General features: G+C 38.8%; 17 protein-coding genes and 1 tRNA gene. 8 read left to right on the top strand and 10 right to left on the bottom strand.

Annotated features, from left to right (window positions below):
* Positions 1 to 24: 24 nt before the first annotated feature.
* The gene (locus ASF92_RS18120; RefSeq protein WP_056096585.1) at positions 25 to 417 is read left to right on the top strand and encodes a response regulator transcription factor; all 393 of its coding nucleotides are present in this window, start codon (positions 25 to 27) and stop codon (positions 415 to 417) included.
* Between the two features lie 64 nt (positions 418 to 481).
* Here the strand turns inward: ASF92_RS18120 and ASF92_RS18115 are convergent, their stop codons facing one another.
* The 5 genes from ASF92_RS18115 to pta all read right to left on the bottom strand — a co-directional run bounded on the left by ASF92_RS18115 (position 482) and on the right by pta (position 7,953).
* Positions 482 to 814, bottom strand: coding sequence for a hypothetical protein (locus ASF92_RS18115; RefSeq protein ID WP_056096582.1), 333 nt, complete (start codon positions 812 to 814; stop codon positions 482 to 484).
* 138 nt (positions 815 to 952) lie between these two features.
* The gene (locus ASF92_RS18110) at positions 953 to 3,556 is read right to left on the bottom strand and encodes a c-type cytochrome (RefSeq protein ID WP_056096580.1); all 2,604 of its coding nucleotides are present in this window, start codon (positions 3,554 to 3,556) and stop codon (positions 953 to 955) included.
* A 133-nt stretch (positions 3,557 to 3,689) separates the two neighbouring features.
* Positions 3,690 to 4,556 (bottom strand): esterase family protein, encoded by an 867-nt coding sequence (locus tag ASF92_RS18105; RefSeq protein WP_056096577.1) that lies wholly within the window; start codon positions 4,554 to 4,556, stop codon positions 3,690 to 3,692.
* Positions 4,557 to 4,652: 96 nt separating this feature from the next.
* Positions 4,653 to 5,861, bottom strand: a complete 1,209-nt coding sequence (locus tag ASF92_RS18100; protein WP_056096574.1) for an acetate/propionate family kinase — start codon at positions 5,859 to 5,861, stop codon at positions 4,653 to 4,655.
* A 1-nt stretch (position 5,862) separates the two neighbouring features.
* Entirely contained in the window at positions 5,863 to 7,953 is a 2,091-nt protein-coding gene (gene pta / locus ASF92_RS18095) for a phosphate acetyltransferase (protein WP_056096572.1), read from the bottom strand.
* A gap of 476 nt (positions 7,954 to 8,429) precedes the next feature.
* Here pta and ASF92_RS18090 point away from each other — a divergent pair, with 476 nt between their 5' ends.
* On the top strand, positions 8,430 to 8,918 hold the full coding sequence (locus ASF92_RS18090; RefSeq protein WP_157263970.1) for a hypothetical protein: 489 nt from the start codon (positions 8,430 to 8,432) through the stop codon (positions 8,916 to 8,918).
* A gap of 554 nt (positions 8,919 to 9,472) precedes the next feature.
* On the opposite strand, the gene ASF92_RS18085 is transcribed toward ASF92_RS18090, so the two are convergent.
* Positions 9,473 to 10,636 (bottom strand): glycoside hydrolase family 172 protein, encoded by a 1,164-nt coding sequence (locus ASF92_RS18085; protein WP_056096565.1) that lies wholly within the window; start codon positions 10,634 to 10,636, stop codon positions 9,473 to 9,475.
* A 515-nt stretch (positions 10,637 to 11,151) separates the two neighbouring features.
* On the opposite strand from ASF92_RS18085, the gene ASF92_RS18080 reads away from it, so the two are divergent.
* Together ASF92_RS18080 and ASF92_RS18075 are read left to right on the top strand one after the other, a co-directional pair.
* Complete coding sequence (locus tag ASF92_RS18080; protein WP_157263968.1) at positions 11,152 to 11,970, top strand: hypothetical protein; 819 nt, start codon at positions 11,152 to 11,154, stop codon at positions 11,968 to 11,970.
* Positions 11,971 to 12,403: 433 nt separating this feature from the next.
* Complete coding sequence (locus tag ASF92_RS18075) at positions 12,404 to 13,342, top strand: pentapeptide repeat-containing protein (RefSeq protein ID WP_056096558.1); 939 nt, start codon at positions 12,404 to 12,406, stop codon at positions 13,340 to 13,342.
* A gap of 235 nt (positions 13,343 to 13,577) precedes the next feature.
* On the opposite strand, the gene ASF92_RS18070 is transcribed toward ASF92_RS18075, so the two are convergent.
* Positions 13,578 to 13,651: transfer RNA gene (locus ASF92_RS18070), tRNA-Arg, on the bottom strand.
* Between the two features lie 362 nt (positions 13,652 to 14,013).
* Between ASF92_RS18070 and ASF92_RS18065 the strand changes: the two genes are divergently transcribed.
* The 3 genes from ASF92_RS18065 to ASF92_RS18055 all read left to right on the top strand — a co-directional run bounded on the left by ASF92_RS18065 (position 14,014) and on the right by ASF92_RS18055 (position 17,467).
* Positions 14,014 to 16,482 carry a TonB-dependent receptor gene (locus tag ASF92_RS18065; protein ID WP_082489611.1) on the top strand — a complete coding sequence of 823 codons (2,469 nt, stop codon included), beginning with the start codon at positions 14,014 to 14,016 and terminating at the stop codon, positions 16,480 to 16,482.
* 203 nt (positions 16,483 to 16,685) lie between these two features.
* Positions 16,686 to 17,123, top strand: a complete 438-nt coding sequence (locus ASF92_RS18060) for a PaaI family thioesterase (RefSeq protein WP_056096556.1) — start codon at positions 16,686 to 16,688, stop codon at positions 17,121 to 17,123.
* A gap of 101 nt (positions 17,124 to 17,224) precedes the next feature.
* Entirely contained in the window at positions 17,225 to 17,467 is a 243-nt protein-coding gene (locus tag ASF92_RS18055; RefSeq protein WP_056096553.1) for a hypothetical protein, read from the top strand.
* Positions 17,468 to 17,588: 121 nt separating this feature from the next.
* Here the strand turns inward: ASF92_RS18055 and ASF92_RS18050 are convergent, their stop codons facing one another.
* From ASF92_RS18050 to ASF92_RS18040, 3 genes are all read right to left on the bottom strand, one after another.
* Complete coding sequence (locus ASF92_RS18050) at positions 17,589 to 18,860, bottom strand: nucleoside recognition domain-containing protein (protein WP_056096551.1); 1,272 nt, start codon at positions 18,858 to 18,860, stop codon at positions 17,589 to 17,591.
* Positions 18,861 to 18,981: 121 nt separating this feature from the next.
* Entirely contained in the window at positions 18,982 to 21,840 is a 2,859-nt protein-coding gene (locus ASF92_RS18045; protein ID WP_056096548.1) for a prolyl oligopeptidase family serine peptidase, read from the bottom strand.
* A gap of 160 nt (positions 21,841 to 22,000) precedes the next feature.
* Positions 22,001 to 24,271: a glycosyltransferase family 4 protein gene (locus ASF92_RS18040; RefSeq protein ID WP_056096545.1), complete on the bottom strand. Its 2,271-nt coding sequence runs from the start codon at positions 24,269 to 24,271 to the stop codon at positions 22,001 to 22,003.
* A 133-nt stretch (positions 24,272 to 24,404) separates the two neighbouring features.
* On the opposite strand from ASF92_RS18040, the gene ASF92_RS18035 reads away from it, so the two are divergent.
* On the top strand, positions 24,405 to 25,175 hold the full coding sequence (locus ASF92_RS18035) for a Ku protein (RefSeq protein ID WP_056096542.1): 771 nt from the start codon (positions 24,405 to 24,407) through the stop codon (positions 25,173 to 25,175).
* Positions 25,176 to 25,206 lie beyond the last annotated feature (31 nt).

Below are 25,206 nucleotides of genomic sequence, written 5' to 3'. Positions count from 1 at the left end.
AAAACCAAAACAATAATTTGAATTATGTCAAAAAAGAGAATACACATTTTAGAAGATGATCAGGAAATCAGAAACGTGATTGAGATTCTTTTAAAAGAAGAAGGATTCGAACTTCAGTTATCATCATCATTTTCGGAATTGAAAAAGAACATTCAGGATGCAATGCCTGATTTGTTTTTGCTGGACGTGATGTTGCCGGATGGAAATGGTGCAGAAATTTGCGAAGATTTGAAAACGGATATTTTTACCAAGCACATTCCAATCATTGTAATGTCTGCTCAGAATAACAGTGAACAAAAAGCAATTGATGCATTTGCAGATGCCTATATAAGCAAGCCATTTGATATTTACGACGTTCTTGGACAAATAAATGCCTTAATAGACAAAAGCCGGGCAAATAAAGCCGAAAAGGCTTAGCGCTTTGTAGCTAGTGTTAACGAAAAAAGGAGGCAATTGCCTCCTTTTTTCGTTAAAAATGATTTTAAATATCTTCAGCAACAATTCCAGTCAGGTGGTGAAGGTAAACTACAATGTCATCCAGCCGAACTGCTCTTTTTAAGTCGGGAGGAGTTTCCGTGCATTTATGAAAGTTATATTCACTAAAATCCGAAAGCCTTTTAGTTGAAGTAACATAATAATAGGCTCCTGATTTTCCTTCACGCAGGTACCAGTAAAGAATATCTGGCTCATTATGGTTTACATGTTCAATCTTCGTTGCATAAACCTGAAATTTAATTGCATCCGGTTCAGGAATGGATTTCTTACAGGAACTTAGCGATAAGATAATAACGATAAGTGCAGTAAAATTTCTCATATAAATTTGGTGTGGAAACAGGGCACAAAACTAACATAAAAATTTCAATTAAGGAATCTACTTAAGCCATTGTTTGCCAATTAATTAAATTTCCATCATATAGAAGCTGCCGGGTGTTATAAATCCGGCAGCATTTCTCTATTTCTTCTGTTGCGATAAAAACGTAACTAATGATGCAAGTTCTTCATACGACAGTGAATTCGCTAAACCTTGTGGCATCATAGAATTTTCCATTTCCTTGCGCGAGATGACATCGCTTGTCTTAATATTAAACACCTCGCCGGCGATATTACGCATTACAATTTTTGCAGCGGTTTCTTCGGTTATAAAGCCCATATACGTTTTATCACCTTTTGCAGTTATCATAACCGTAGCAAATCCCTGCGATATCGAAGCATCTGGTTTTAAAATGGACTCGGCAATTTGTTCGCGGTTCATAATCGATCCAATCTGACCCATAAATGGTCCTTTCATTTTTTCTGTTCTGCTTAGGCTATGGCAGGCAATGCAACCCTGGTTGTTAAAAATTGTCCTTCCTTTAAGGGGGTCGCCCTGTAATTTATTAATTGCTATTAAAACATCTTCTATAGAGGACTTGCCCACCTGTCCTTTTTTGTTTTTTATCTTTTCGAGGTCTATTTTAGGCTCTTCCGTGGCTGCCAGTTTTTCTTCAACTGCAAATTCGGCTATACCCATTCTATGGCGTGCGTCTAAATCGACAAAAAATTGTTTGCCCTGCGCATCTGCTTTTGTCCATTCGTCTTTAAGTAATCTTTCAATTGCCGCAGAACCTGCCCAGGTTACCGCCTTAAAATATGGCCCATGAGAATCCGGGCGGGTTCCCCACCACCAGCTTGCATCATAAGCTTCTTCTTTTTTGTAAAGACGTGCTAAAGTGGTTAGAATTTGTTTTTTTAATTGGGCATCTTTTGTCGAGGCATAGGTTTTAATCAATCCATCTACCGCTTTTTGGTTGTGCATGTACCGTAAAGCCCAAAGTGCTAAATCAGAATTTGCTGTTCCAACTGCAGCCAGGCAATCATCTGTTGCATTTAAACTCACTAAAGCCCGAACGGCCAGGTGTGGTAACACAATTGCTGAATTTGGGTTTGCATGAGGACCTTCAATATCCTTTACAGGCGCAACAAAAGATGCAGGAACTTTAACCTGCAATAGGGCAGTAGTTGCATCTGTTTTGCCGAGTCTGCCTAAGCCAATAATAGCAGCAGCCTGAATTCGCGGCGATGCATCCTTCAAGGCGGCTAAAAAAGGCTCTGACGGAACTTTTTCCAATAAATATTTTCTATCAGTAAGTGCTTTTAAAGCAAATTCGCGAACCGCATCATCTTTTGTTAAAGCAATCAATTCGCTTAGCCCATTTTCTTTACTTAGCTGGGCATAAGTAAATAGGCCAGCCACCCTTGCATATAATGGTAAATTTTTGTCGGTTGCTATTTTTAAACTCGCTGAAACTGCTTGTTTATTTGAACGGTTCAACAACTCCTGTGAAGCAGCAATACGTGCCACAGCACTATTTGATTTCATTAAATCTGCCAGCTTTTTTACAGACAGTTTTTTTACATCAGGAAAGGCAGTATAAGTCCAGTTGTTGGGTACGGCGCGTATTACATAGCCTTTTGAATCACTTCCTGAATAGCCTGCGCCATCCCAAGCAGATAAATAAAGCCTGCCTGAACCATCTACATCCAGGTCGGTAATTTGAGGGATTTTTAAAAACTCTTCGTCTTTTTGAGTAAAGGTTGCTCCGTCTGCTATTACCCTGTGTATGTAAAGCATACTTCTTCCCCAATCGGCCATCATGGGTACATTATTGTATTTTTCAGGCCAGTTGGGCTCATCCATAAATAAAGCGCCGGTTCCCGAACCACCTCCTAAATCGGCAAGCGCCGGAATAATCTCATCGGTAAAATGCTGGAACAAAACAGGGTATCCATATTCTGCCGTTTGTATATGGTGAGAAAAACGAACGTTCCATCCGCCACCATCATTTGTATTTTCCCGGGTGAAAACGTTCATGTAAGGATCAATCGCTACATCATATACATTTCTTGTACCATGTGTAAATATTTCCATTTCCGTTCCATCTGGACGAACACGTACTACACCACCACCTAACATGGTTAACTTTTTACCACTGCGGTCTATGGCATCATGGAAACCGAAATCGCCTACCGAAATGTAAATCCAGCCATCTATTCCCAGTCTGATGCCATTTGTAGCATGGTCCGTTCCCCGTTCACGAATGTATTTGGCATTGCTGATGTGTTCTATTAAAGGTTTTTCAGGCCCGTCGGCTTTCCCATCACCATCGTTGTCTTCAAAAACAACCAGGTTCATTCCGGTTGCTTCCTTCGTATCTTTTGAAAAGGTGGTATGTAAAACGAATACTTTATTTCCCTGAACAATAATACCCCTTGGGTTATCCACGTCGGCAAATACACTGTGTTCATCCATTTTGCCGTCATTATTTTTATCAATCAGCTTTAAGATGCGGCCTTTTCCGGCCTCCTTACCCAAGGAACCTATCATATCGACACCTACATAAACTTCGCCGGTTGGCGCAACAGCAAGGCAGGCAGGACTGGGGGTTACATCTGGACCAGCAAATGTTGAAATCTTAATTTCTTCGGGATTTGGTTTAGTCGTGTTGGATTTGTTAAAGAAACTTAATAATCCCAATAAAATTGCAGAATAGATTAAGCTTAAGGAAAATTTGATCATTTTGTGTTTTTACGGCTTGTCGTTTACGGTTAAAAATTCTTCTAATTTATATAAATTCACATTTCACATCTAATACTCAATGTCAAATAGAATAAAATGGTCACAATTGGTTAAAATTGACGAATTCGCTCAACTAATGCTGATGGAAGGTATCAGAAACAAAACTTAATACACTCGGTAAAGATTCCCGCCAGTAGGTCCAGTTGTGGCCTCCGTTTCTAACGCGAAATTCGTGCGGTATTTCTTTTTTTCGCATCAGGATGTGTGCAAGTGCATTACCCTCATAAAGGAAATCATCATCGCCACAGTCGATATACCAGTTAACTGCTTTTTTTTGGGCATCAGGCAGATTGGTCAAAAGCGGCAATACGTTTTGTGTGTTATAATAAGTCGTTATATCCGCGTCGGTTAGAGCCGGGTTTGCTTTCTTCAGGGCACTTTGTGCATCAGCTAAGTTTAGAAAGCCAAGATAAGCGCTCAGCGGGCATGCCGATGAGAACAATTCCGGATGGTGCAATGCGTAAACAAAAGTTCCGCCGCCACCCATCGATAAGCCAGCTATTGCACGCGAACGTTTTTCCGTTTTAATTCGATACTTTTTTTCTACATGAGGCATAAGCTCTTTGAAGAAAAAATCCTCATAATTCCAGTCGCCTTTTATATCATTGAAATAGCCCCTTCTACCTGTATTCGCATCGGGCATTACAATTATCATGGCAGTGGAAGTGCCATTTGCAATCGCTTTATCGGTTAGGGTTAATACCTCTCCAAATTGTACCCAGCCGGTCTGGTCATCGCCTGCGCCATGGAGTAAGTAAAGAACAGGATAATTTCGGCCAGATGTTTCATAATCCGGCGGCAGGTAAATTGCATATTTTCGATCGCCTTTTAAAATCTTACTCGGCAAACTCAGGTTATCATAAACTTTTCCGGTTTGTGCTAGCAGCATAAACGGCGATAAAAGCAAAAATGCGAAACCTAAACAGATGATTCTTTTCATAGTAATTGGTATGAGGTTAGAAACCCAATATACCCGTAAATCTACTTATAAATTAGAATACACACTAAATGTTATGCAATTGTTACCAGCTGTAAATTAATCAATTTTGGGGGATAAAAGATTAAAACATTGACTCGCAATTTCATATTCTTCGTTTGTAGGGATAACCAAAATACGAACAGGACCTTCTGCCATGCTGATATCGAGGATGGTACCTTTGTAATTGTTATTTTTGCCCAAATCTATATTAATACCCAGGAAGCTCAGTTCCTTAGAAACAGCGGCCCGCATTTCCCTGTCATTTTCGCCAACACCGGCCGTAAATACGATAGCATCAATACCATTTAAAGTGGCTGCATAAGCGCCAATAAATTTCTTAATCCGGTAGGCATACAGGCGTAAAGCCAATTTTGCGGCATCATTCCCTTCACTGGCCATTTTATTAATATCCCGCATATCACTCGAACCGCCTACGCCGAGCAATCCCGATTGTTTATTAAGCAGGTTACTCAATTGATCGGGTTTATAACCTGCATTTTCCATTAAATGAAAAACAACTGAAGGATCAATATCGCCCGACCGGGTACCCATCATCAAACCGCTTAAAGGGCCAAAGCCCATGCTGGTATCTATCGATTTACCGTCTTTAATGGCTGTAATGCTGCAACCGTTACCCAAATGGATGCTGATAATTTTGGAATGTTTATCGCCCAGCCATTCTATGGCCCGCTCGCTAACATATTTGTGGCTGGTACCATGGAAACCATATACGCGAATACCCTCCGCAGTATAATACTGCTCTGGAATGGCATAACGGTAGGCAACTTCGGGTATACTTTGATGAAAGGCGGTGTCGAAAACAGCAATCTGTTTCGCTGATGGAAAGGTTTGTTCGGCCACCTCTATGCAAATATAGTTTACAGGATTGTGTAGAGGTGCCAGAGAAAACAGGTTTTTAATCTGTTGCTTCACCTCATCTGTTATCAGGGCAGCAGACGAGAAATTTTCCCCGCCATGTACCACGCGGTGGCCAACTGCTGCAATATCTTCAATACTTGTAATTACGGCCTGTTCCCCGTTAATAAGCAAATCTAAAACCTGGTTTAAAGCTTCAGCATGGCTGGAGATGAATGCCTCTTTTTCTATGGTTAGTTTTTCTCCGCCCGAAAACACAGAATGTTTAATAAAGGATCCTTCAATGCCAATGCGCTCCACCAGGCCGCTGCAAACCGGTTGCGATACAGGCATTTTAAAAAGCTGGTATTTTATCGAGCTGCTGCCCGAATTGATAACTAAAATGTTCATATTATTTAATGTCCTGACATTGAATGGCTGTAATCACAACGGTATTAAAAATATCGTCGACGGTGCAGCCCCTGCTCAAATCGTTAATTGGTTTATTTAAGCCCTGTAACATTGGGCCAATGGCCAATGCACCGGTTTCCCTTTGCACGGCTTTGTAGGTATTGTTCCCGGTATTTAAATCGGGGAAAATTAACACACTTGCCCTTCCTGCCACTTCCGATCCCGGCAGTTTTTGCTGGCCAACCAAAGGATCAACGGCAGCATCATATTGAATCGGGCCTTCAATTTTCAATTCCGGGTGCCGCGCCTTAACAATGGCCGTGGCTTCGCGTACACGTTCTACATCTTCGCCTTCGCCCGATGTTCCCGAAGAGTAGGAGAGCATGGCAATCCGTGGCTCTATTCCAAATTTGGCACTACTTTCTGCCGACGATATGGCAATTTCGGCCAGCTGCTGTGCTGTAGGGTTAGGGTTTACGGCACAATCGCCGAATATCGCCACCCGCTCCGGTAAACACATAAAAAATATAGATGATACCACCGAAACACCGGGTTTTGTTTTCACAAACTGCAGTGCCGGCCTAATGGTGTGTTGTGTAGTGTGTACAGCACCAGAAACCATACCGTCGGCATCGCCTTTGTACACCATCATGGTGCCAAAATAAGAAACATCCGTCATCATATCCCTGGCCATTTCCATGTTTACATTCTTGTTTTTACGCAGTTCATATAAACTTTCTACATAATTATCGTAATGTTCAGAATGTGCCGGGTTATGGATGTTTATTGTATTGATATCCAGGTTTAAACCCAAACGTTTAATAGAATTTCCAATTTCTGCCGGGTCGCCCAGCAGGGTAATGTTTACTACATCCTGAGTAATAAGTTTCTCTACGGCCTTTAAAATCCGGTCGTCGTTTCCTTCGGGCAATACAATGTGTTTTTTCTCACTCTTCGCCCATTTCACCAGGTTGTACTGGAACATGTGCGGTGTAATGCCTTCGTAACTGAAGGTGATGATTTTATCGTCTAAGGCCTTTAAGTCTACATATTTTTCAAAAAGCTCAATCGCGAGCGTAATCTTCTTTTTATTATCGATGGTAATTTTAGAATGTATGGCACCAATTGTAGTGGTGGTTTCAAAAGTGCCCTTCTGAACGGAAATTATCGGGATTATGGTTTGCAAACCTTCAATAAGCCTTATCATGGGCTCATCGGGTAAGCTGCCGGCCGTTAAAACAATCCCCGCAATTTTTGGGTAATTGGCCGATAAGTTGGCCTGTAATGAACCTATAATGATGTCGCCGCGATCGCCAGGGGTTACAATTAATAAATTATCTTTAATGTGCCTTAAAAAGTTAGGCAACATCATGGCCCCGGTTACAAAGTTATCTACCTGGTTATCCATTAAATCGGCACCAAATAATATTTCAGCATCTAAAGCCGCGGTAATTTCCTTCATCGTGGGGCTTTGCAAGCCACTTTCGATTGGGATAACCGCAATTAACAATTCAGGCGGCAATTGGTTGCTTAGTGCTTGTTTAATCCGTTCGGCTTCATCGGGGTTAACCATATTGGCCACCACCCCTAAAACCTGCACATCGCGTAAAAGGAAATTGCGGTAAATGTTTATGGCCGATTTAAAGAGCTGGCTGGCCGTTTTATTTTTTCCTGATACCACGATTAGCACCGGAGCCCCCAGGTTTTTAGCCATTAAGGCATTCGATTCAAATTCAAAAGCCATACCTTCGCCCAGGAAATCGCTCCCTTCAATAACCGTGAAATCGTAATTATCTTCCAGTTTTTTATATTTACTAATGATGGTATTGATGATATCGCCGCTGTTCTGGTATTCGTGCAGCATATCCTGGCGGGTAAAGGCAAATGCATCTTCATATTTAATCGGCAGGGAAAAATAATCCAGCATGGCTACAACATGTTCATCTTTTTTATTCGGATCATCTTGCGCAATAATCGGCTTAAAATAACCCACCTTCTGCGTTTTGGCCAGTAACATATTAATCATTCCGAAAGCGATTACTGATTTGCCGGTATAGGGTTCTGCTGAAGCGATGAAGATGTTTTTTGTCATACGGATAGTAATTGTTTATAGGTTTAAACCAAGGAGTGGCAAGATAGTTGGAAAAAATTGAATGACCGAAGATAATTATGATTATTTAGAATTATTCCGGATAGAAAGCCAGGCGTGTATAGAAAAGGTTCGTACAATAAACATCCAGGAGATATAGAACAATATCTTTTTTTATAGTCAGTTACTATTTGGATACGAGCTACAAGCTCGCACAAGCCTGGGCTTGGTCCTCCCAGTACGTTTAAGGAAGCCACGGCATAAACGCTCATATAGCCCGCGCAAAGTAAATTATTCCGCGCCTCCTTTCCTTAGTTGATTTGACAACTTCATATAAGTTCCATATTTAACGAGGGGGTACACTACATCATTATATGTTGGATTTATAGGAGGTATGGTTTATATTTAATGAAATTAAGGACATGGCTCAGCTAATTTGTGCACTAATAGTATTGGATAATGTAGACGTACCTCCTGACATGGTACACTTCAGGGAAAACAGGTCATTTGTAATACCTTTAGACCCTGATAGGTATGATGTAAACTGGAGTTCCCTTAGCGTTTTTATTGCTCACGTCTTTGGTTGTAATGACTTATCCACTGCGTTAAATACCGCTTCAGCAGTACAGGACAAATATGATGAGGATAAAGAAGAAGGATTTACCTACGACTTTTCAGCACTAGCTTCGTTAATAAAAGAAATTAATCCAGACAGATTCATACTCGAATATTTCGAAGACTTCGCAGACATTACTGTGCATGAATTATACCTAACCGTGGTCGACGGTAAAGTAGTAAAGCAGGCTACTTGCTATTATGATGAAGAATTTGAACTCAATCCTGAATTTGATGGATACCAAGCGCATCGTGCACTAATCAACCAAGGGGCAATAATTAGTTGGGTTAATCGTGAGAAATATCAAAGTTATGATAATGCAAAAAGAGCATTTGAACAAGGTGAGGTATAATGATATTTACCAGTGCATTCTAAAGGTAAGCTTGTTCACTCAACATTTCAAGAAATTCCACATAACGCTCATATGGCGTTGTGAAGTCCATTTATCGGTTTGTCATTCCCTGAATTGACTTGAAAGCTTGTTTAGCTGAGACTGTCAACTAAAATATCCTTCAGATTGCCCCTAGCTGGGCCGAGTGCATCAAGACTATATTATTTGCGGTGGTGCGAGTTTTAACTCATTCCGATATAAGGCATGATTATTTATTTTAGAATTTACAATCATAAAATAAATAAGCTTTCTAGATATTAGGTACTGTATCGATGGATTTTTTCCGGAGACAAGGGTTTGTTTGGAGTTAATATTTAAGTTATTTGGATACGAACTACAAGCTCTCACCAGCCTGGGGCATGAGTAATGTTTCCTGCGCTATTAAGCTGCTACAAGACCAGGCAGCAGCGTAAAAATATAAGCTCTTTTAAATATAAGGTTCGCCATGTTTAAAATTCTAATTTGAAATGGTCTGAATTTGCGCAAAATTTAGCTTCTTAACCTGTTTTCCAAAGCTAATTTACTTCAAGCTCATCTTTACCGGGGAGTTTAGGAAAGGCCCCATGTGGTTCTCTTTGGTACCAATAGGCTACGGAAATAAGATCAGAGTGCTGTGGCAAGTAGCGGCCACCAGATCGCCATCCAAGATCCTGGATGGTAACTTTCAAATCTTTCGAGAACCGGATGGGATCGAGAACGTGCCACCGGTACATACCAAATCGTTGTTGCGCCTGGTAGAGGCCGTCGGGCTTTATTACCTGGTGAAAACCGGCATAAGGGGTTGAAAAGGTTTCATATTGCCTTGTTTTTTTGTTTTCAAAATTATAGGAGCCGCAGAAATAATCTTCGGTTCCGGTGCCAACGATGGTAGCGAAATCCTTATCGCCATCCATGAAGAACTTGATTTCGCCCTCGCCCCACCACCCATTGTTTCTTACACCTACGCCGAGGAAAGTACCAACATATTGGCCCTGGCCACGAACGCCATCTATAATGGAATACAGCGAACCGGGTTGCGAATTGCTCCTTCTATACTGCGCATGAAAATAGGCCTCATCGTTGGGTACATCAGTAAGAACGTAGTCGATTTGGTAGTATAGGCTCATTGCCTTATCATCCAGGTTCTGCATCGTGATTTTACACGTTTTGCGGAAGGGCATTTTCCAGTAACTGTTAAAGGCACTCCCAGGATTTACCGTCATGGCAAGCGAATTTAATGGCGCATATTCTCCCCATGCCATTCCAAAAAAGGGCCCTACAGGCGATTCTACAGATGGGGTGGTTTCATCATCCCAATAGAACCTGATGATACTGAAATTCCAGTTTCCGGTAGGTGTCATCCAGATGTGTTGTATCGCACCAGAACCATCAATCTCTCCGATGGTAATGGTTTCTCCGGGATTGATAAAGATATAGGGGTTAACTTTCCATCCCATACCAAGATCGCGGGCCGTAGGGCCGGCGTTTGCCACATTTCTTTTTGAATGATCTTTCGGGTCTGCCATGCCCCCTTTTCCTTTTCCACCGGTAAAGTTCTCCGGACTGATAGACCGGGTTTGGGCTGATGAAAGACGCGATAGATTTCCCAGGTTCATATCAAGGCCATTAAATGGTTGTAACTGGGCTTTTGCTGAAGAAACGATCGTTGCCAGCAATAAAAAAGTCATTATTTTTTTCATAAGCAAATGGTGCCTTAAAGTAAAAGTAGCATATACGAAACAAATAATTTAAACTTCTTTCGGTTTTTTTTACAATTCTAAAGCATTAGAATACCTGGCGGGCAAAGGGAATTAGTCCTTATTGTTACCAGGGTTTTATAATTTTATCTGCAAGTAAAATCATTTCATTTTGTGTACCCTGATCGGCTTCGTTGGAAAGTAAAACAGTAGCTGAATTGCTGTAAGCTCGTACCAGCATGAGGGAATAATAATTTGCCTGTTTGGTGTGAATTTTTTATAAATACTTAAAAGTAAGTATTTTATTAGTAAAAGTAAATTTGTTAATTCGTTCATAAAATTTACTATATAAATATAATTTCAAATCTCAAAAAGCTCTCAGATCTCCCTGTTTCCTGCAGCTTTTTTTGTGTTTTAGATTGTATCTAATGGCAATCATTATTAGTTGTTAATTGATCGTTGTATTGATTGCGATTTAAATGAGCAGCTTCTGATAAACTAAAGAAATAAATAAAATTATGGATAAGAGGTTCTTTTTAATGATAGTCGGATTGACTTTTTCAAATCTATCGTTTTCCCAGATTCGTTTTCACCACATTGTCGATGAACAAAAAATTCAGCGAAAATATGGTTTTACATTGCAAAAAATCGTAACTACTCCGCCAAGTCTGTCTACTCCTTATGAAACCAGAATAACCACAAATGTTAGCTTATGTAATATTAAAAGAAAAGGAGTTATCACAGTATCAAGCGGACAAATTAACTTTGATATCTGGCAGATTATTGATGATATAAATTGCGGTGCTAATGGACTTGACAGTACAACATCATTGAAATCAACTCAAATAAGATTTACTGACAATAGGGCTACTCTTGGCCGTCAAACTAAAGTAATGTGGGTGCCGTTCCAGGCAATAAATTTAGGTCTAAATACTTTGCCATTTCGCTATAGACTTCCCATAACGCTGCCTAATGGAACAAAAACAACCGGAATCGGAACTACTTCGTTTCAATTAGCTTTAAATGCAGGTTATACTTGGGGATGGTCAGCAATAAATACAAGATTAATAAATAATTATTCAATAACATTGGGTGGATATTTTGGTCCTTCAACGGCCGATCTTAAAAGTGGAGTTTATAAAGACCCGACAAAGTATGTCGCTGATCAAACAAATGCGACTTTAACTTACGGAGCAAATTTAATACTAGCGAGAAACAATTTGGGGTTAGTCTTCGCTTTTGGAACTGAAAATGCAACAGGAAAGAATGGAGAACAATGGATATATAATGGTAAGCCATACTTAGCATTTGGCATCAATACAAGTTTCGGAAAATAAAATTACCGTTAAATATAATAAGGTGGTGAATTTCAAGATAGTTTTGGAAGTAACTTGTTTTCAGAGAACTTAAGCAGAATACAAAAGTTATTAAAATACCGAATATAGTTAAAGAAAATCAATATTAAAGATTGGGGTAGTAAAGTTGAACTGCAGGAGCAAAGATTGTTGATCGATTTGAAGATGGAACAAAAGTTATAATTCATGTGCATAAATACGGTTACAAGTCTTAATAATCTAAACATCTTTTACTTCAGATTCCAGCGCAACAAAAATGTCCGTTTCATGCCCATATCAGGATTTCAAATAGCAGAGCCTATTAATTTATTACCATCTATAATTTTTAAAAATCAATATTTAAATAGTCAATATCATTTCTACCAATACGGTATAATAACAGATTTTCTTCGGCCGGTCTATTTTAATACGTATTGTGAAGAAACTAAATCAAAAAAAAATCATGCTAAACAAAAAAGAATATACCATCATAGAATCCTTAGATGACGTACCTGATAATTATTTCATTAACAATCAGAGTATCGAAGCCGTAATATTCAAAGACCTGATATTCGATTCATTCAAAATGGATTCAGTTTTGATAAAGAACTGTTATTTTGAAAGCTGCAAATTCATAAATACTTTTTTTGATACATGTGATTTTCAAAGGGTCAATTTTAATTCTTGTTTTTTTGATAACTGTATTTTAAACAACTCTCTACGCTACATTACCGGTACTATAAACGACACTTTTTTTTCTGAAACCGATTTCTCGACCTCTTTTATACAAAATGTAAAATTTATTGACTGCAAATTTGATGATGTTGATTTAAATAGGATAAAGGCAAAATCCATTGATTTTATTAACAGTGATTTTGTGAAAATAAGTTTTAATGAAGCCAATATAGTAAGGGGTAATTTTAAGGACATCATTAACATTAAAAGAAATTTATTCTACAATTCAATTTTAGATGATTGCACATTTGATTGGAATGAAGCTTTTATTATAATGGAATTTAATAACTCAAATAATGATAACTTGTATAAGTATGGGATTGAAGAAATACTGAAAGATAGAAATATTGAACCAAAAAGAGTTGATAAATACGAATTTAAGGGGAAAATAACGGAAGAAATAATGATTAATATAACGACATCAAAAATTGTTATTGCAGAATGCAGCGCATCTAATAAGAACGTTTTCTTTGAAGTTGGATATGCCTTAGGGAGAAATAAAAAAATAATTTTTCTGGTTGATGACGCTAAAAATATACCCTTCGATTTAAAGGATTATAAATTTATCATACACAATAATAGCATCGACTTATTAAAAACTCAACTAGCAAGCAGGCTAGATTTTTTGATGAGTAATTAAAAGAGGGATGATTATATACCAAAAATAATAAGTCGAGCTAGTCAAAGCTTATTTTAAGCATCGGAAGCAAACCATAAATTGCGAGTTTGTAACACTTAATAGGATAAAAAGGCATAATTCGAGTTTATCAAGTTGCCATTCTGAAAATAAATTCACAATTAATGCTCTGACCGCGGCTAAATTAAAACCTAGTAAAGACAAAAAAACCGGAATCGATAGCATCGATTCCGGTTTGTACCCCGGAAGGGACTCGAACCCCTGACCCTCGGTTTAGAAAACCGACGCTCTATCCAGCTGAGCTACCGAGGCCCATTTTTTAATGTCTGCAAATATAGAAGTTCTAAGCAATAAGGAGAAATAAATTTTAAATATTTATTGCCTTTAACCTGCAAATCCTGCAATCTTGATTTAAGTTGTTAAAAACGAATTGATTAAGATTTCTACTGGTTTGCAAGGGCATCTTTTTCTTTTAGAAACCGCTTGGTTATATACATTAAAAATGATGTGCTTGTATCAAGCTGATGATGCAGATTTCTAAATAACCAGCCAATTTATCCCGATCTTCTAAGAAACACAATTGAACTGCACAAAGTATTTAGATTGTATTAATATTATTATTTGATATATATAAAATTAAATTTAGATTTGTCTAAAAATAAGTTTAGATATATATGATTCGTTTTAATAGCCTGGTTTTACTGATTTTGTTTTCAACAGTTTTCAATGTCGTTATGGCCCAGAAAATGACACTAACAGGCAAGGTTACTGTTGGTGCTTTACCCAAAGAGAACGTTAACGTTAAATTATCGGGTTTAAACAGGCTGGTTAAAACCAATTCGAATGGTGAGTATTTTTTTAACCAAATACCTGCAGGCCATTACGATATTGTTTTTTCGGCCATTGGTTATAGCACAAAAAAGCAAAAGATAGCCCTAAAAGATAGCCTACAAACTTTACATGTGGAAATGGAACAACTTGCTTCCAGTTTAAATGATGTGGTTGTAACTGGCGTGAACCGGGCAACCACTTTGAGGAAAAGTCCGGTGCCTATTGCCGTGCTTAGCAAGAAAACAATGGATCAGAATGTAAATACCAATTTAATTGAGGCCATTGTTAAAGGTGTTCCTGGGGTATCGGCTGTAACCACTGGCCCAAATGTATCGAAACCGTTTATCCGTGGATTGGGTTATAACCGGGTTTTAACCTTATACGATGGTTTAAGGCAGGAAGGGCAGCAGTGGGGCGATGAACATGGTATTGAAGTAGATGAGTATGGCATTGGCAGGGTAGAGGTGGTTAAAGGGCCGGCAAGTTTAACTTATGGCTCTGATGCCCTGGCCGGCGTAATTAATATGATTCCATACCAGCCAAATTTTGAAGATGGCATTTTAAAAGGGGATTTAACCAGCAATTACCAAAGCAACAATGGCATGGTGGGCTCATCTTTAGGGCTTGCTTATATTAAAAACGACTGGAAATATACGTTACGGGCAACGGGAAAAGCGGCGCATAATTACCATAACCCGGTTGATGGCTATGTTTTTGGTACAGCTTTCAGGGAATACAACTTATCGGCCAGTGCCCGGATAGATAAAAAATGGGGATACTCCAAAACTGCTGTAACCTATTATGATAATTTAATGGAAATTCCTGATGGGAGCCGCGATTCGGTAAGCAGAAGGTTTACCAGGCAGGTTTTTGATGTTACAGATGATATAAAAAACAGGCCGGTAGTTCCGGAAGGTGAGCTAAGGCGCTATACCATAAACCCCTTGCACCAGCACATTCAGCATTACCGCTTTTACAATACAAGTCAGTTTAAATTTGGCAAAAGCGATTTAAATTTCCTGATTGGTGCACAGCAGAGTGTTCGTCGGGAGTTTAATCATCCGACACGATCTTCACAAGCCGGCCTTTATGTGGTTTTGAACACCTTAAATTATGATGTAAAATACAATTTGCCTGATGTTGCCGGAATAGAAAGTACCTTAGGTATAAATGGTATGATACAGGGAAACCGGAGCAAGGATGCTACTGATTTCCCGATTCCGGATTATAACCTCTTTGATGTTGGCGCCTTTTATTTTGCAAAAAAATCTTTTGGTAAACTGGATGTTTCAGGGGGTATTCGTATAGACAGAAGAAACCTGGAATGGGCTGATTTTTATGTAGCCAATAATGCCGAAACCGGCTTTGGCAGGCGGGTTAACCTTAATTTTCCTGGTGCCGAACTTCAGTTTCCCTCATTTGACAGGAATTATTATGGCCTCTCTGGTAGCCTGGGTTTAACCTACAACTTATCCGAAAAGCTATTGCTTAAAGCGAATATAGCAAGAGGATACCGGGCACCCAATATTACTGAAGTGGGTTCAAATGGATTAGACCCCGGGGCGCATATTGTTTACCTTGGTAACAGAAGCTTTAAACCGGAATTTAATTTGCAGCAGGATATTGGCCTTATTGCCTACCTGGAAAACGCAGATGTTAGCCTTGAAGTATTTAACAATACCATTCAGAATTACATCTATCAATCGAGGTTAACGGATGCTGCGGGAAATCCTGTTGTTATTGTTCCGGGCAACCTAACTTACCAGTACCAGCAATCGAAAGCCCGGTTGTATGGTGTCGAATTTGGTTTAAATGTTCATCCGTCGCAATTAAAATGGCTAAGCTTTAACAACAGCCTGGCGTATGTAGTTGGCTTAAACAAGAACGAAACCTTAGTGGCGAAACATGGCCGTGATGCAAAATATTTACCTTTCATTCCGCCTTTACAAATACGTTCTGAAATTAAGCTTACAGCGCAAAATACACAGGGATTATTCGATAAGCCCTATTTTAAAGTTGATGCGCTTTTTGCTGCGGACCAGAATCGATTTTATGCTTTGGATAATACGGAAAGCTTTACAAATGGTTACGCTTTGTTTAACGCAGGTTTAGGGACTGGTGTGAAGTCAAGATCAGGAAAAACGATGTTTGATGTTTTTATCCAGTGTGATAACATTTTCGATAAGGCTTATCAATCTAACCTGAACAGACTTAAATATTTTGAATATTATGCATCATCTCCGAATGGCCGGTCGGGAATTTATAATATGGGTAGAAACTTTAGCTTCAAAGTTATTGTGCCGATTAATTAAGGTGGTAGGGAGATTGGGAAATGGGAAATGGGAAATGGGAAATGGGAAATGGGGAATAGGGAATAGGGGAATAGGGAATACGGAGATGGGTAAATGGGTAATAGGGAGATAGGGAATTGGAAAAAGGTGTAAGTAAATGTATTTGTGGGTTATATATTTCTTATAAATAGCGCTCCACTTTACATCTTTTCCTATCTTTAAACATGGAATCTCTGAGCGAACAACGTTTAAATATTTTAAGGCAAGCATTAGGTAAGGTAATTGATTCATCGCCATCTAACTACATGAACTGGCTTGCGCCCGTGTTGGAAAAAGCAGAGAACGGTATACTGGTTTGCCGTTACAAAATAAGGAGGGAGATGACCAATCCTTATCAGATTTTGCATGGTGGCGTTACCGCTGGAATAATTGATGACTTGATTGGGGCAACAGTTTATACCATGGGTTTGGAAAGCCGCTTTACTACCGTAAGTAATTACATCGACTATTTCGCACCAGCCAATGAAGGTGATGAAATTATTGCGGAAACTGCAGTTGTTAAAAAAGGTAGAACCATAATTAATTTGCAATGTGAAATATTTTTACCTTCTAAAAACCGTTTAATAGCTAAAGGCTATTCCAACATGTTAAGCGTAGGTTAAGCCAATTTGAGGTTTTTAGAGAAAACTTATTAATTCCTTTAAATTAACGAAACATTCTCATTTTTTGGATGTTATAAATTTAACCAAAAATATAATGAGCCATGTTAACAGATTATTCAACCTTGCAATTTATTGTTAGAGGCAAAATCTTTAAGGGATTTTGTATGCGCATTCATGATGATTTCCATGAAACCTATGCGGTTGTTTTGGATGGGTATCATTCTTTTTGCATCTGGATGGACAATAAAACATCTAAATGGTGTGCATCAAAAAATGCCGTTATCGAAGCAGATGCCATTGACGAAATCATTAACAGAATTTCCCCGACACAGCCTGCAGCTTAAAAGAGTTTGTCCTTTTAAGTTTTTGAACTTCTGCGATGCCATAAACAATGCGGATGACCACCATCATAGTACAGAAACGATTTAAATAATAATATCCCATTTGTATGGGCCTGGATATTTATTATCCGAAGAATAAATAACAAATTCCGATTGCCGTACATACACCAACTAAATCAGCGAGTAACATAGAGCCAATTGCATACCTGGTATTTTTTATCTGCACAGAGCCGAAATAGACTGCTACTACGTAAAATGTAGTGTCTGAGGCACCTTGAAATATTCCGGATAGCCTGCTGGCGAAAGAATCGGCGCCATAGGTTTCCATTGTACTGACCATCATACCGCGGGCAGCACCGCCGCTTAATGGCCTTATGAGTGCAGTTGGTAAACCCTCAACAAACCTGGTATCGGTTCCGAGGTAAACGAAAATACTTTTAATTCCATTTATAACCACATCGAAAGTGCCGCTTGTGCGAAGTAAACTGATCGCCACCAACATGCCCACTAAATATGGAATGATATTGATGGCCGTACTGAAACCATCCTTTGCACCGCCAATAAATGCATCAAAAACATCTATTTTCTTATAGATTGCACCAATCACAATCACCAGGAAAATGAACAGAATTAAACCGTTGCTTAGTAAGCCGGAGAAGGATTGAATGCCATTGGCATCTAAAGATCTAATGTAAAGCACCAAAGCCGCAATAATAACGGAGAGGCCAAGAATCCATCCGATTACAACAGGTTGAAAAAGGTTTATCTTTTGCTTGAAAGATACGATTAACATCGCTGCCATGGTACCAACGAATGTTACGATTAAACAAGGTATAAAAACATCAGTCGGATTGGATGCATTTTGTGAGGCTCTTATTGCGATTACACTTACAGGGATTAAACTCAAGCCCGCTGCATGTAAACATAAAAACATGATTTGGGCATTTGAAGCGGTATCTTTGCTTGGATTGAGCTCTTGTAAACTCTCCATTGCTTTTAAACCGAAGGGCGTTGCCGCATTGTCCAAACCGAGCAGATTGGCAGAAAAATTCATAATCATATGCCCCATAGAAGGATGGCCTTTTGGAATATCCGGAAATAACTTGGAAAAAAAAGGGCCAACAATTCTCGATAACAACCTGATTCCCCCGGCTTTTTCCGCAATACTCATTAAACCCATAAACAAGGCCAATATGCCGATTAACTTTAGGCAAAGTTCTACTGATACCCAGCATGTTTGAATCATCCCATCCAGCTTGAGCGGATTGGCAGCATCATCGGCCTTTCCAATTACCATCCAGTTAAAAATATCCGTTTGTCCGAAAAAGAAACATTTAATACTGGCCACTACAATGGCCACAATAATAAATGCCGACCAGATTCTGCTCAATGCCATTTAGCTAGTTCATTTAGTTTAAGGGTACAAAATACCAAAATATTGACTAATAAATCTTCTTGTTCAAAAGAAAAGCAAGATAACGGTTTGTTATCTTGCTTTTTCCCTTGGTTATAAGTATTTAAGGCTTATCATCCGTTAATTCAAAACCCCAGGTTCTTCCTTTTTCGGTTGCTGGTACGCCGGTGGTCATCCAGGCAGGTGCTTTAGCGCCCTTTAAATAATAATCAAAGAATTGCTGCTCCCGAATTTGGATGTCCTTACGGTTCTGGCGCTGAACCAGGTTATGCGCTTCGCCATTGTAGTTTAACATCCAAACTGGTTTACCCAGGCGACGTAAGCCGGTAAACATCTCAATACCCTGGTACCAGGGCACAGCGCCATCGGCATCATTTGCCATAACCACAACCGGTGTATTCACTTTTGGAAACATAAAAAGAGGGGAATTTTCCACATACAATTCAGGTTTCTCCCAGAGCGTGGCACCAATCCGGCTTTGCGTTTTTTCATATTGAAACTGGCGGTTCATGCCACTTTCCCAGCGAATACCGCCATAAGCAGAGGTCATGTTAACCACCGGCGCACCAGCCCATGCGGCTGCATACATGTCGTTTTGTGTAATTAAATAGGCAACCTGGTAGCCGCCCCAACTTTGGCCCTGAATGCCGATTTTACTTCCATCCACCCAGGTGTTTTTCTTCAGATTTTCTACACCGGAATTGATAAATTCGACCGCTGATTGTCCCGGATGACCAGTTGTATAGCTGATATCAGGTGCAAACACCAAATAGCCATTGCTCACAAAGAATGAAATATTTAATCGTGATGGCGTAGGCGCAGGAGCCTGATAAGCATATAACCCATCGGATAATTTTTCATAGAAATAAACTATCATCGGGTATTTCTTAGATGGATCGAAGTTTTCGGGTTTATATAAAATGCCTTCTGATTGATAACCTTTTGGCGTAGTCCATTTAACCAATTCTGCAGTTCCCCAATTATAGTTTGCCTGTTGTGGGTTGGTTGCTGATAATTTTGTCTCGGATTTAAAGTCTGTGGTTACGTACACATCAGGTGAGGCTACATAATTTCCTTTATCAAAAATATACACATCGGCCTCTTTGGCTTTCAGCAAATTGGAATATTTATTTTTGCCCATTACCACCAAATCAGGGTTTTTAAGTGTGCCTGCATTTTTACGATAGAAGCCGTTCTCTTTGGTTGAATTATTAAACCCATTTAACCAAAGCAATTCATTTGCTTTAACAAATTTAGTGTCGGCTCCACGCTCGAAACGGTTATCCTGCTGCGTCCGCTCATAACGAAGTGTTATTTTGTTATCGCGGCCAAAGTTATTGGTGATGTTTTTTGCAGGGGATTTACCATCGGGCGAAAATGACCAGATGTCGTAACGATCGTAAATCAAAACGGCCTTATCATCTTCTGTCCAGGTAGCAATACCATAAGCTTTTGGAGTATCAGGAACATCATTTTCTTCATCGGCAAACTTAACATTCATGCCATTGTTGAGTTGAGTAACTTTACCGGAGGCTACATGATAAGTAAACCAGTTTGAAGTGTTTTCGTCAAAATAGATTACATAATTTCCAGCTGGAGATGCAGATGCATTTCCATTAAGTTTCTCGATAATCTTTTTACGCTGACCGGTTTTCGTATCAACTAAATAATAATCTCTTAAAGTTGAACCGCTCCATTGTGATTCAATTCTGCGGCCGAAATCAGTAGATGCCAGCACAAAATCTGCATTTCCATCGCTTACCATATTGGCATCAGGTAAACTTAAATCGGTTAAAGGAATAACTTTAGGGTCGCTGCCGTAAACATCTATTACAGATAGAAAGCTTCTTTTGCTATCTCTGTCTGCATTTTTAAGTTGCATTGGTTGTAAATAATCATCCTTATAATTCCAAACATCAACCTTTGCCACCTCAAAATCTATTATTGTTGTGTCTTTTGCTTTCCTAACAGGAGCGATGCCAAAAAATAATTTCTTACCATCTTTACTAAAGGAAACCTTGCCCTCGCCACTTACCGACCATTTCGCTGGTAATCCAGGCATGTCATAATCAACAATAGTTTGAGCGGTATCCAATGTTAAAGAGTTGTAGTAAACGTTGTAATTTTTAATCTCCTTTTTCTCTGGATCTTGTTCGCCAACGAAGGCCAAATGCTCACTTTCATCGTCAAAAGTAAAACCTTTAAAGCTACCTCTTCCTTTAACAAGTGTTTTCAATAGTCCTTTTTCTGTATTTAAAAGGTAAACGCCCTGCGGAGCAGTTTTATCTTTTTTTGAACCGCTACAGGCAAATACAAGTTGCTTGCCATCTTTACTGAAGGCGTAATCGGTAACGTATTTATAAATTTTGTCTACGCCTGTAGCGAGGTTTCTAACAATAAGATCTGTCCCTTCTTCTTTTTTGGGGCCGCCAGCTGGTTCATCATCTGCGAAATCTATTGCAATGTCTTTTTTAAGCGTAGGGGCAAGCGCTTTTTTAGCTGTATCTAATTTATCTAATTGATAGGCTAAATAGCCAAAGCCTGTTTCAGGCATTTTGAAAGATTTTACCCTTGCTATTTTGATTACGTTATTATTAGTCAGGTTGGCTATCCCTAAAGTATCCTTTGGAAGGGCATCGGGCTTAGTTTTTTTTATTTTCGCCTGGCGCAAATCTTTATAAAAAGGTTTTATTAAAAAAGCTGCGAATTTTGAATCGTTACTAAATTGGCCAAGGGCTGCTCGCGGCACGCTGATTTTTGAATTGGTTTTTAAGTTAGTGATGTATAACACTGCATCGCCTTCCTGCTGAACTACACTATACAAAGCCAACTGCCCGTTATTTGATAATTGCTTGGTTCCTACAGCTTCCCATGAATCATAAACTTTATGATCTAATGGTTTTTTTTGTGCATAAGCGAAGCTGACCACAAAAAACAGTAATAATGTTAATCTATTTTGCATTTTAGGAATGAATTAATTTGTTGGTTAAGATTCAATCCCTAAAAGTTGCAAATTTTTGTCTTAATAGGAAGAATGTATATCAAATATTACAGAGTGCAAACTTTTTTTAAACCAAAAAGCCCGATCCCTATTGGAACCGGGCACAATTTCATCAAAAAGTTTATGCGTACTTATCCACCTGAATTAATGGTGAAGAGAAAGACTGAAATTCAATTTCTGCTGTGTTAAGAACGGTAAGGTGTGATATGAAGTATGCCAATGTGCTTTCTGCACCCTGGTTTCTATTCACACTATTAAATTGTAAGCCATCCGCACAACCATTGGTTTCAAAATCATAAAGGGGAATGTGCAGGCTATTCTTTCCTAAGAACCACTCGTAACTTGTCTGCATCAGGTTTAGGTAAGCATCATCTTTAGTAATTTCAAAGGCTTTCGAGTAGAGTAGAACCATAGCCATTGTTTCCAGCGCCTGCTGATCGTACACTGGATTTTTTCCATTTTTTTTCATCCAACCCGCATTTCCTACTGGATTCAAATACCCATTTTCAAAAGAAAAGCTGTTTAAAAATTTGATGCTTTCCATCGCTGTACGGTGAGATTCGCTGTTGCCGGTAACTTCATAATGACATAAAAGTGCTAATGGAAGGATGGCATTATCGTAAGTTAAAATATCTTCATACCAATGCCAGTCCCCGTCCTTATTGTTTGAATATGCATCAGTTAATGATTTCGAAAGCCTGTTTATTTCATTGACCAATAATTCATCTCCAGGATGCGAACGCAGGTAATAAGCTATGCCGATAATTGTATTGGCAATTGCACGCAAGTACTTTAATTTTTTAAAATGCGGAACAGCGTTGCCAAAAAGTTCGCGTCCGAACTCACGATAAGAATTATTAGGGCCGATATTAATCAGATAGCCAAGCGACCAAATGGTTCGTCCGAATGAATCCTCAGAACCAACCTCATCCAGGTAATTTCTGTTAAAACTCAGGAAATTTCTAAAGTTCCCGTCCTCACGTTGCATGTACTGGATAAAGCTCAGATATACCGGCATCAATTTTAAGGCCTTCTTACTTTTATCCTGATCATAAGCCATTAATGAAAGAATTAAAGCCCTTGCATTATCATCAATACAGTAACCTTCTTTCAGATTGGGAATGCCGAATTTTGCGTGTTGAATTATGCCGGTATCATCTGTTAGTAGCTCAATATGACTTAAATTAAGTGCCGGCATACTATCCACATCGATAACAGGAGGAACTTTTCTTGCCGGTTTTTTTCCACTGTCAAGAGCTTCCTGCAATGCAGACATGTAAACATTACCAATTGCAGGCCACCTTAAATCTAACCCGTATTGATAAGCATTATTTTTAAGGCTTTGGTACTTCACCTTGTCTTCCAATAAATTATTGATAATCTTAGCCAGCTGGCTGTCGTTCTTAAAGTCGAAAAGTTCGCCACGGTTTTCCGAAAGTAATTCTTGTGCATGCCAATAAGGTGTAGATACCACAGCTGCACCTGCCCCCACAGCATACGATAATGTACCGCTTGTAATTTGCGCCTCATTCAAATAAGGCGTAATGTATAGGTAACAAGCGGTTAAATATTGGTGGAGTTCTTCTTCAGAAACGAACTTATTAACGAAAGCAATGTTTTTTTCTACACCCAGGTCTTTAGCCAGGGCCTTAAGGCTATCACGATATTCCTCTCCGTTGTGTTTTACCACGCCTGGATGTGTGTTCCCCAAAATGACATACAGTACTTCCGGATGCCTTTTCACTACATCGGGTAAAGCTTTTATAACGGTTTCAAGTCCCTTGTTTCGACTGATAAGTCCGAATGTGAACAATACTTTTTTGTTTCTGAACAAGTCACTTTGAGAAACGGCATTGTTACTGATTGGTTCCAAATCCGGAACACCATGTGCGATTAACTTTATTTGGGATGATGGAATCTGATAGATACTTGTTAAGAACAATACTGCTTTTTTGCTCATAACCACTATTTTGGAAGATTTTGAAGCGATCTCTTTTATAATGGTTTGTTGCATAAAACTTGGGTCTTTCAAAACGGTGTGCAGCACTGTAATAAAAGGTTTCTTTAGTCTGTTTAGTAACGATAATAGAAAAATACCACTATTACCTCCATATATACCAAATTCATGTTCAATGATGCATGTATCTATATTGCTGTTATTTATAAAATCAGCCGCATCTAAATAATCCTGCTGATTTTGCTGACGTATAATAAACTTAACATCTTCAGGATAAGCATGTTCGTTTAAATCTTCTGATTCGTTCATTGCAACAACAAAACTCTGAGCAGCATCATAAGATGAGTTTAAGCTTAATGCATTTACTAAATTCTGATTAAACGTGGCTAGTCCACATTCACGTGGAGGATAAGTTGATATGTAAGCAATTTTCATAGGTATTTAAGAGATTATACATAAATAACATACAATTAATTAAATAGTTTGAGTATGCTTCTAATTAGCGGATATTTAAGCCAAAACAATATTATTTAAAGACTTGTTAGTATTAAGCTTAAAAAAAAGTTTTATGAGATCAATTTGGAAAGGTTCTATAGGGTTCGGGCTGGTAAATATTCCGGTAAAGTTGTTTTCGGGTGTGCAGAACAGTAACCTTGATTTAGATATGCTTGATGAGAGGGACCATGCTAAAATAAAATTCCTTAGGGTGAATGAAAATAGCCATAAAGAAGTACCCTATGAGAAAATTGTTAAGGGCTATTTTATGAAAGATAAGTACATCATTTTAGACAAACATGATTTTGAAGAGGCGGCACCCGAAAAAACAAAGATAATTGAGCTGGAAAACTTTGTGGACATTAAGGACATTAATCCTGTCTATTACGAAACATCTTACTATACAGAACCAGAAAAACAAGGCAGGAAAGCTTACGCCTTACTTTTAAAAGCTTTAGAAAAATCAGGAAAAGCAGGTGTCGCCAGATTTGTACTTAGAAATACTGAAAATCTTTGTGTTATCCATCCTATGGATGGAGTTATGGTGGTAACCAAAATTAGATTTCAGCAGGAGATAAGAGACTTTTCCGAAATAAACAAAGTGGATGACATAACCATCACAAAAAAAGAAATGGATGTAGGCTTAGCGTTAATCAAACAATACACTTCAAAATTTGATTTGAGTGCTTTCAAAGATGATTATAGCGATGAGCTGCTTAAAATAATTAAAGCTAAATCTAAAGGAAAACGTGCTACAGTGAAGAAAATAAAACCGCAAAAAGCAAATAGCGATGATTTATACGAACAACTCATGCAGAGCTTAGGCTCTAAAAAAGGCGCTTAACGGAATTTAATTATTTAAGGGGTTTTAGAGC

Source organism: Pedobacter sp. Leaf176 (assembly GCF_001424305.1).
Lineage (GTDB): Bacteria > Bacteroidota > Bacteroidia > Sphingobacteriales > Sphingobacteriaceae > Pedobacter.
The sequence above is the reverse complement of the archived record's forward strand: the minus strand, read 5'-3'. Positions and strand labels throughout refer to the sequence as shown.

Bases quoted from the DNA above. Each gene is read 5' to 3' on its own strand.
- ASF92_RS18055 (WP_056096553.1), top strand. From the start codon at position 17,225: ATGTTAACAGATTATTCAACCTTGCAATTTATTGTTAGAGGCAAAATC.
- ASF92_RS18115 (WP_056096582.1), bottom strand. From the start codon at position 814: ATGAGAAATTTTACTGCACTTATCGTTATTATCTTATCGCTAAGTTCC.
- ASF92_RS18040 (WP_056096545.1), bottom strand. From the start codon at position 24,271: ATGAAAATTGCTTACATATCAACTTATCCTCCACGTGAATGTGGACTA.
- ASF92_RS18085 (WP_056096565.1), bottom strand. From the start codon at position 10,636: ATGAAAAAAATAATGACTTTTTTATTGCTGGCAACGATCGTTTCTTCA.
- ASF92_RS18080 (WP_157263968.1), top strand. From the start codon at position 11,152: ATGGATAAGAGGTTCTTTTTAATGATAGTCGGATTGACTTTTTCAAAT.
- ASF92_RS18045 (WP_056096548.1), bottom strand. From the start codon at position 21,840: ATGCAAAATAGATTAACATTATTACTGTTTTTTGTGGTCAGCTTCGCT.
- ASF92_RS18110 (WP_056096580.1), bottom strand. From the start codon at position 3,556: ATGATCAAATTTTCCTTAAGCTTAATCTATTCTGCAATTTTATTGGGA.
- ASF92_RS18065 (WP_082489611.1), top strand. From the start codon at position 14,014: ATGATTCGTTTTAATAGCCTGGTTTTACTGATTTTGTTTTCAACAGTT.
- ASF92_RS18100 (WP_056096574.1), bottom strand. From the start codon at position 5,861: ATGAACATTTTAGTTATCAATTCGGGCAGCAGCTCGATAAAATACCAG.
- ASF92_RS18050 (WP_056096551.1), bottom strand. From the start codon at position 18,860: ATGGCATTGAGCAGAATCTGGTCGGCATTTATTATTGTGGCCATTGTA.
- ASF92_RS18120 (WP_056096585.1), top strand. From the start codon at position 25: ATGTCAAAAAAGAGAATACACATTTTAGAAGATGATCAGGAAATCAGA.
- ASF92_RS18105 (WP_056096577.1), bottom strand. From the start codon at position 4,556: ATGAAAAGAATCATCTGTTTAGGTTTCGCATTTTTGCTTTTATCGCCG.
- ASF92_RS18035 (WP_056096542.1), top strand. From the start codon at position 24,405: ATGAGATCAATTTGGAAAGGTTCTATAGGGTTCGGGCTGGTAAATATT.
- ASF92_RS18060 (WP_056096556.1), top strand. From the start codon at position 16,686: ATGGAATCTCTGAGCGAACAACGTTTAAATATTTTAAGGCAAGCATTA.
- ASF92_RS18090 (WP_157263970.1), top strand. From the start codon at position 8,430: ATGGTACACTTCAGGGAAAACAGGTCATTTGTAATACCTTTAGACCCT.
- pta (WP_056096572.1), bottom strand. From the start codon at position 7,953: ATGACAAAAAACATCTTCATCGCTTCAGCAGAACCCTATACCGGCAAA.